Source organism: Microbacterium sp., assembly GCF_041641055.1.
Taxonomy (GTDB): domain Bacteria; phylum Actinomycetota; class Actinomycetes; order Actinomycetales; family Microbacteriaceae; genus Microbacterium.
Window position 1 is genome coordinate 194,102 of record NZ_JBEPZB010000002.1, and the last position, 8,019, is coordinate 202,120.

At 67.3% G+C, this 8,019-nt stretch carries 7 protein-coding genes; 2 read left to right on the forward strand and 5 right to left on the reverse strand.

Going from position 1 to position 8,019, the window contains the following annotated elements; all coding sequences use genetic code 11:
* Positions 1-162 precede the first annotated feature (162 nt).
* From ACESK8_RS02345 to ACESK8_RS02360, 4 genes are read right to left on the reverse strand one after another with little or no spacing between them, the layout of a single operon-like run.
* Complete coding sequence (locus tag ACESK8_RS02345; protein ID WP_372967075.1) at positions 163-1,977, reverse strand: cytochrome bc complex cytochrome b subunit; 1,815 nt, start codon at positions 1,975-1,977, stop codon at positions 163-165.
* On the reverse strand, positions 1,974-3,050 hold the full coding sequence (locus ACESK8_RS02350) for a Rieske 2Fe-2S domain-containing protein (RefSeq protein ID WP_372967076.1): 1,077 nt from the start codon (positions 3,048-3,050) through the stop codon (positions 1,974-1,976). The genes ACESK8_RS02345 and ACESK8_RS02350 overlap by 4 nt, the downstream gene beginning before the upstream one ends.
* Before the next feature lie 36 nt (positions 3,051-3,086).
* Entirely contained in the window at positions 3,087-3,890 is an 804-nt protein-coding gene (locus tag ACESK8_RS02355) for a c-type cytochrome (protein WP_372967077.1), read from the reverse strand.
* Positions 3,891-3,910: 20 nt separating this feature from the next.
* The gene (locus ACESK8_RS02360; protein ID WP_372967078.1) at positions 3,911-4,564 is read right to left on the reverse strand and encodes a heme-copper oxidase subunit III; all 654 of its coding nucleotides are present in this window, start codon (positions 4,562-4,564) and stop codon (positions 3,911-3,913) included.
* A gap of 192 nt (positions 4,565-4,756) precedes the next feature.
* On the opposite strand from ACESK8_RS02360, the gene trpD reads away from it, so the two are divergent.
* Positions 4,757-5,821 carry an anthranilate phosphoribosyltransferase gene (trpD, locus tag ACESK8_RS02365; protein WP_372967079.1) on the forward strand — a complete coding sequence of 355 codons (1,065 nt, stop codon included), beginning with the start codon at positions 4,757-4,759 and terminating at the stop codon, positions 5,819-5,821.
* Positions 5,822-5,829: 8 nt separating this feature from the next.
* Entirely contained in the window at positions 5,830-6,816 is a 987-nt protein-coding gene (locus ACESK8_RS02370; RefSeq protein WP_372967080.1) for a PHP domain-containing protein, read from the forward strand.
* 1 nt (position 6,817) lies between these two features.
* Here ACESK8_RS02370 and ACESK8_RS02375 read toward each other — a convergent pair whose 3' ends face one another.
* Entirely contained in the window at positions 6,818-7,753 is a 936-nt protein-coding gene (locus ACESK8_RS02375) for a 5'-3' exonuclease H3TH domain-containing protein (RefSeq protein ID WP_372967081.1), read from the reverse strand.
* Positions 7,754-8,019 lie beyond the last annotated feature (266 nt).

The window sequence follows — 8,019 nt, forward strand, 5'->3', positions numbered from 1 at the left end:
CGGCGGCACGCCGGAGGACGGGAGAGGGGCAGCGACGGTTCACGTTCATGAGGGAGACTGCTGAGCTCATGCCTCGATCCTTCCACGTCCGCTTGAGAGCCAACCGGACACGCAGAAGGCCCTGTCCGAACGGACAGGGCCTTCTGCGGGGGAGCGGCGCGCTTACTCGCCGTCGTCCGACTTCTTCTTGCGAGGCTTCTTCACCGGCTCGGTCGCGATGACCGTGCTGGGGGTGTTCGGCGTCTCGTCGACGTGGGTCTCGCTGACCGTGAGCGGAGCGTCAGGGAAGCCGGCGCGCTCGTGGGCGCCCTGGATCTCTGCCGCCTCGGTCTCGTCGTTCTGAGCCGTGACGTGGTGCTGGTGCGCATCCGCCGCCTCGATCTCCGTCTGCGTGAGCGGAGCGAGCCGGTCCTCGTAGAACCACCGCGAGATGGAGGAGCGCAGGTTCTCGGTCCACGAGATGCGGCCCTTCGCGTTCGGGCGCACCACGAGGGGCTCGTACTCGTCGACGTCGATGAGCTTCCAGCGGTCGTACTTGTCGACCGGCTGGTGCACTTCGATGAACTCGCCGCCGGGGAGGCGGACGATACGACCGGACTCGAAACCGTGCAGCACGATCTCGCGATCCTTCTTCTGCAGCGCGATGGCGATGCGCTTGGCCACGAAGTAGCCGAGCACGGGGCCGATGATGAGCAGCGCCTGAAGAGTGTGGATCACACCCTCCATCGTGAGCATGAAGTGCGTCGCGATGAGGTCGGACGAGGCTGCGGCCCACAGCACCGCGTAGAAGATGACTCCGGCGACGCCGATGGCCGTGCGGGTCGCTGCGTTGCGGGGACGCTGCGCGATGTGGTGCTCGCGCTTGTCGCCCGTGATCCACGCCTCGATGAAGGGGTAGATCGCCACGAGCACGATGAACAGTCCGAGCACGACCAGCGGAAGCAGGATGCCGAACGACCAGGTGCGGTCGAGGAACACGATGTCGAGGTTCGACGGGGCCAGTCGCAGCGCACCGTCGGCGAATCCGATGTACCAGTCGGGCTGGGTACCGGCGGAGACGGGTGACGGGTCGTAGGGACCGTAGTTCCAGATGGGGTTGATCTGGAAGAACGTCGCGATCAGCACGATCACGCCGAACACGATGAACAGGTAGCCGCCCATCTTCGACATGTACACGGGCATCATCGGGTAGCCCACGACGTTGTCGTTCGTGCGGCCGGGGCCGGCGAACTGCGTGTGCTTGTTGACGATCATGAGCATCAGGTGCACGACGATCAGACCGATGACCAGCAGCGGAAGCAGCAGGATGTGCAGCGTGTAGAGGCGACCGACGATCGCCGTGCCGGGGAACTCGCCGCCGAACAGCAGGAAGGAGGTCCACGTTCCGATCAGGGGGATTCCCTTGATCATGCCGTCGATGATGCGCAGGCCGTTGCCCGACAGGAGGTCGTCGGGAAGCGAGTAGCCGGTGAAGCCCTCGGCCATCGCGAGGATGAACAGCACGAAGCCGATCACCCAGTTCAGCTCACGCGGCTTGCGGAAGGCGCCGGTGAAGAAGACGCGCAGCATGTGCACGCCGATGCCGGCGATGAAGACCAGCGCGGCCCAGTGGTGGATCTGGCGCACCAGGAGCCCGCCACGGAGGTCGAACGAGATGTTCAGCGACGACTCGAGGGCGGCCGACATCTCGATACCGCGCATCGGAGCATACGCGCCGGTGTAGTGGGTCTCGACCATGGAGGCCTCGAAGAAGAACGTCAGGAAGGTTCCGGAGAGGAACACGACCACGAAGCTCCACAGCGCGATCTCACCCAGCATGAACGACCAGTGGTCGGGGAAGATCTTGCGACCGAGCTCCTTGATGAAGCCGGAGATGCTGGTGCGCTCATCGATGTAGTTCGATGCGGCGCCGACGAAGCGGCCGCCGAGAGGCGCCTTGTTGTCCTTGTCCTCTTTGGACAGCGTTGCGGTGCTCAATGGCGCTCCCAGAAGCTCGGGCCGACGGGCTCGGTGAAGTCACTGCGTGCGATGAGGTAGCCCTCGTCGTCGACGGTGATGGGCAGCTGAGGCAGCGGTCGCGCGGCCGGGCCGAAGATGACCTTGGCGTGATCCGTCACATCGAACTGCGACTGGTGGCAGGGGCAGAGGAGGTGGTGCGTCTGCTGCTCGTACAGCGCCACGGGGCAGCCGACGTGGGTGCAGACCTTCGAGTACGCGACGATGCCGTCGTACGACCAGTCCTTGCGGTCCTCAGCCTCGACGAGCTGCTCGGGACGCAGGCGCATCATCAGGACGATGGCCTTGGCCTTCTCCTCGAGGTACCCATCGGGGTGACTGAGTTCTGCGAGGTCCTCGGGGATGACGTGGAACGCGGAGCCGAGCGTGACATCCGCGGCGCGGATCGGCGTGCCGTCGGGGTCGCGCACGAGGCGAGCGCCCTTCTTCCACATCGTGTGCTTGAGGAGTGCGACGGGATCACCCGCAGAGGGGTCATCCGGCGTGCTGTGCGGTGCGAGTCCGCGGAACAGCGTGACGCCGGGGATGATCGAGGCCACGATCGCCGCGAACAGCGAGTTGCGGATCATCGTGCGCCGTCCGAAGCCGGACTCCTCGTTCGCGGTGGCGAACGACTCGATGACCGCCTCGCGGGTCGAGTCCTTGCCCCGCGTGGGGTGTCGGTGCTCGATGTGCTCCTTGTCGCTCATCAGAGCCTTGGACCAGTGGATCGCACCGATGCCGATGGCGAGCAGCGCGAGCGAGATGCCCAGACCGATGAAGAGGTTGTTCTGACGGATGTCGATGAGCGCGCCGCTCTCGATGGGGAACAGCATGTAGGCGGCGACCGCCCAGATGCTTCCCGCCAGCGAGAGGTAGAACAGGGTGTAGACCGTGCGCTCCGCGGCCTTCTCGGCGCGCGGGTCCTTGTCGGTCATCCGCGCGCGGTGCGGCGGCAGCCCCGGGTTCTGCACGGGATCGCTGACTGCGACACCCAGCCCTGGAGAGGGCTGGTAGGCCCTGTCAAGAGCCTGCGAGTCGTCGTCGTGTGCCATGGTGCTCCTCGTACGTTCCTCTTCGATGATTAAGCGTCAGTTGGACTTCGCCGTGATCCACACGGTGATCGCGACGAGCGCGCCGATTCCGAAGATCCAGGCGAACAGGCCCTCGGAGACCGGACCGAGCGAACCGAGCGAGAATCCGCCGACCTGCACGGACTGCTGCTGGAACAGCAGCGCCGAGATGATGTCGCGCTTGTCCTCGTCCGACAGGTTCATGTCGCCGAAGACGGGCATGTTCTGGGGGCCGGTGACCATGGCCGCATACATGTGCAACGCGCTGGTCTCGGTCAGCGCTGGGGCGTACTTACCCTCGGTCAAGGCGCCGCCGGCGGCGGCAACGTTGTGGCACATCGCGCAGTTGACTCGGAAGAGCTCGGCACCGTTGGCGACGTCACCGCCGCCGTCCAGAAGCTTCTCATCGGGGAAGGTCGGGCCGGGGGCCTCGGACTGCACGTAGGCGGCCATCGCGAGGATCTGCTCCTCGGTGAACTGCGGGTCCTTCTGCGGAGCCTGCGGGCCCTGCATCTGCAGCGGCATCCGGCCCGTCGAGACCTGGAACTCCACCGCGAGCTCGCCCACGCCGTACAGGCTGGGGCCGTTGGGGGTGCCCTGCAGGTTCAAGCCGTGGCAGGTGGCGCAGTTGGCCGTGAACAGCTTCTCGCCGTCCTCCACCGTGAGGGTGCTGGCCGCCGCGGCCCGGGTGTCGCTCGCAGCGAAGGCTGCGGACGTCCCGGCGTACACGGCGCCGGTGATCATGAGGCCTGCTCCGATGAGGGCTGCCGCAGCCAGGGGACTGCGACGCCCGTTCGAACGGCGCTTCTTCTCTCGTGCCATCTCGGGGATCAGCTCCGCTCTTATTTCAGGAAGTAGATAACGACGAACAGCACGATCCAGACGACGTCGACGAAGTGCCAGTAGTAGGACACCACGATCGAGGAGGTCGCCTCCTTGTGCCGGAAGTTCTTGACGGCGTATGCGCGGCCGATGACGAGCAGGAACGCGATGAGACCGCCGGTGACGTGCAGGGCGTGGAACCCGGTCGTCAGGTAGAACGCTGATGCGTACGAGTCGGCGCTGATGGGCATGCCCTCTGCGACGAGCTGGGCGTACTCCCAGACCTGGCCGGACACGAAGATCGCGCCGAGGGCGAAGGTGAGGAAGAACCACTCGACCATGCCCCAGCCGAACAGGCGACGGCGACCGGCGCCGTTCTTCTGCCCCTTGGCGATGCGGTACGGCTGCAGGTCCTCCGCCGCGAACACGCCCATCTGGCAGGTGAACGAGGAGAGGACCAGGATCGCGGTGTTCACGAACGCGAACGGGACGTTCAGCAGCTCGGTGCGGTCCGCCCAGAGGTCGGGCGAGGTGCTGCGGAGAGTGAAGTAGATCGCGAAGAGTCCCGCGAAGAACATCACCTCACTGCCGAGCCACACAATGGTGCCGACAGCTACCGGATTGGGGCGCTTGATCGTTCTTGCCGCCGGGGCATACGTCGCTGAGGTCGTCACTCTTCCATTATGGCCGATCCTGGGGCGTGATTCTCGCACCCGAGGCCCTCAGATGGCTCTCAGTCGACTTAGGCGACCCTAAGAAAACGCTGCGAATCGTCGGTGAATCCGCGGGAAACAGGGGGTGCCGTCCTGCGGGGCGAAGGTGCTGAGGAGTCTGCACGTTTTCCCTGCGCCGATAGGATCGCACACATGGCTGATTCCCTGACCTGGTCCGACCTGCTCACCACTCTTCTGGAGCGTCGCGACCTCAGCGTCTGGGAGTCGACCTGGGCGATGCGTCAGATCATGCGGGGCGACGTCTCGGAAGCGCAGCTGGCCGGGTTCCTCGTCGCGCTGCGGGCCAAGGGCGAGACGATCGACGAGATCGTCGGCTTCCGCGACGCGATCCTCGAGGCGGCGGTCCCGCTGCCGGTCTCCCCGAACGTCCTCGACATCGTGGGCACGGGCGGCGATCGGGTCGGCACGGTGAACGTCTCGACGACCGCCGCGGTCATCATCGGGGCGACCGGTGTCCCCGTCGTGAAGCACGGCAACCGGGCGGCGAGCTCGGCATCCGGCTCCTCGGACGTGTTGAGCGCGCTGGGACTCGAGCTGACCCTCGACCCGGCGGCGGTGTCGACCATCCTCGACCGCACCGGCATCACCTTCGCCTGGGCAGGGGCCTTCCACCCCGGCTTCAAGCACGCAGGGGCTGTACGCTCCCAGCTCGGGGTGCCGACCGTCTTCAACATGCTGGGGCCGCTCTGCAACCCGGCACGCGCCGAGGCCAACGCCGTCGGCGTCGCCCAGCTCGAACGCGTGCCTCTGATCACCGGGGTGTTCCGTACCCGCGGTGCGACGGCTCTCGTCTTCCGCGGCGACGACGGGCTCGACGAGCTGACCACCACCGGTCACAGCCGGATCTGGGAGGTCACCCGCGGTGACATCCACGAGCACGACCTCGATCCGCGCGATCTCGACATCCCGATCGCCGACCTCGCCGACCTCCTCGGCGGTACTCCCGAGCACAACGCGGGCGTTCTTCGACGCACGCTCGCGGGCGAGACGGGGGCGGTGCGCGACATCGTGCTGCTCAATGCCGCGGCCGGCATCGTCGCCTTCGAGCTCTCGCAGGATGCGACCCAGGTGCAGCGTCCCATCCTGGAGCGGCTGCGCGCCGGATACGACCGCGCAGCCGCCGCCGTCGACGACGGTCGCGCCGCCGCCAAGCTCGACGAGTGGATCGGCGTGAGCCGAGAGCTCGCCTCTGCATAGGAGATGTGATGGACCCGATCGCCGCGCTGCTCGAGATCGCCTCCCTCCTCGAGCGCGAGCGCGCCTCGCGGTATCGGGCGAAGGCGTTCCGCCAGGCGGCGGCGACGCTGCAGCAGCTTCCGGACGAGGTCCGGAGCGACCCCACGCGGCTGCGTGCAGCGAAGGGCATCGGCGAGTCGACCTTCGCGGTGATCCGGCAGGCGCAGTCGGGAGAGGTGCCCGAGTACCTGATCGAGCTCCGCGGCGACGTGGAGCCGGAGCGGGTGTCGGAGCTCCGCGCCAAGCTCCGCGGCGATCTGCATGCCCATACGGACTGGTCGGACGGCACCACCCCGATCGCGGTGATGGCCCAGGCCGCCCGTGCCCTCGGGCATGAGTACCAGGCGATCACCGACCACTCGCCGCGCCTCCGTGTGGCTCGCGGGCTGTCGGCGGAGCGGCTGCGCGAGCAGATGCCGCTCGTCCGCGCCGAGTCGGGGGACGGCTTCACGCTCCTGGCCGGCATCGAGGTCGACATCCTCGACGACGGCTCGCTCGACCAGGAGGACGCGCTGCTGGGCGAGCTGGACATCGTCGTGGCATCCGTCCATTCCAAACTGCGCATGGACTCGCGGCCGATGACCGCGCGGATGCTCGCCGCGGTGTCGAACCCGCGGGTCAACGTCCTCGGGCACTGCACCGGGCGTCTGGTGCAGGGCGACCGCGGCACGAGGCCGGAGTCGCAGTTCGACGCCGCACGGGTGTTCGCCGCCTGCGCCGAGAACGGAGTGGCCGTCGAGATCAACTCGCGTCCGGAGCGTCAGGATCCGCCGGACGAGCTGATCGCCATCGCGCTCGAGGCCGGATGCCTCTTCTCCATCGACTCCGACGCGCATGCGCCGGGCCAGCTGTCGCTCCTGGACCACGGCGCCGAGCGTGCCGAACGGGCGGGAGTGCCCGCTGCGCGGATCATCACCACCTGGGGCCTCGAGCGCCTGCGCGCCTGGGCGAGCTGATTCAGGCGTCGATCGTGGTGATCGCGGTGATCGCCCTCGTCATCGATCCTCCGAGATTCCACTTCTCCGCCAGTGCGGTGGCAGCATCCACCTCGGCCGGGTCGAGCGGGCGGAGGGCGGCGCTCGGCGCGACGATGTCGAGATCGGTCGCCACCGCGACGACGGTCGGGGCGACCTCGAGGTAGGGGGCCGCGGCGAGCACCTTGGCGCGGACGCCTGCACTCATACCCTCGCCCGCTTCGGCCGCCGCGCGGATGCCCACGAGGTCGCCGTGCGCCTGCAGCAGGGTCGCCGCCGTCTTCTCGCCGACGCCCGCGACGCCGGGGAGGCCGTCGGACGCATCGCCTCGCATGGTCGCGAAGTCGGCGTACTGGCCGGGGAGCACTCCGTACTTGGCGACCACGACGGCATCCGTCACGATCTCCAGGTTGCTCATGCCCTTGGCCGTGTAGATGACGCGGACGTCGCGCTCGTCGTCCACGAGCTGGAACAGGTCGCGATCGCCGGTGACGATGTCGACCGGCATGGTCGCGTGCGTGGCGAGCGTCCCGATGACATCGTCGGCCTCGTGCTCGGCGACGCCGATGATCGGGATGCCGAGGGCGGCGAGTGTCTGCCGGATGAGCGGGATCTGCGCCTCCAGCGGGTCGGGGACCTCCTCGACGTCCGGGCCAGCGGGAACGACTTCCACGACCCGGTGCGCCTTGTAGCTCGGGATCAGATCGACGCGCCACTGCGGGCGCCAGTCGTCATCCCAGCACGCGATCACGTGCGTCGGCGCGTACAGCGTGACGAGCTTGGCGATGATGTCGAGCAGACCCCTCGCCGCGTTGATCGGGGAGCCGTCGGGAGCCGTGACCTTGTCCGGGACGCCATAGAAGGCGCGGAAGTAGAGGCTGGCGGTGTCGAGCAGGAGCAGCTTGTCGGCGCGGGGCATGGGACACAGTCTGTCAGCGCGACGCAGCGCGCGATATCGAGTCCGTCATTTCGGTTCCGGATCTGATAACCTTGACTGTCACTCGTGGCGTGCCTATGCATGCCCGGGCGACGAAACCCCATCAATCGCTGTAGAGCTCGTGATCGGCCGTGCGCGGCCGGAGCCCTCAGCCCGAGTCTCCATTCACAAGGACAACCCACTACATGACTACCGCAACGACCGCCCCGGCCACCAAGCAGGTCGCCATCAACGACATCGGATCTGCT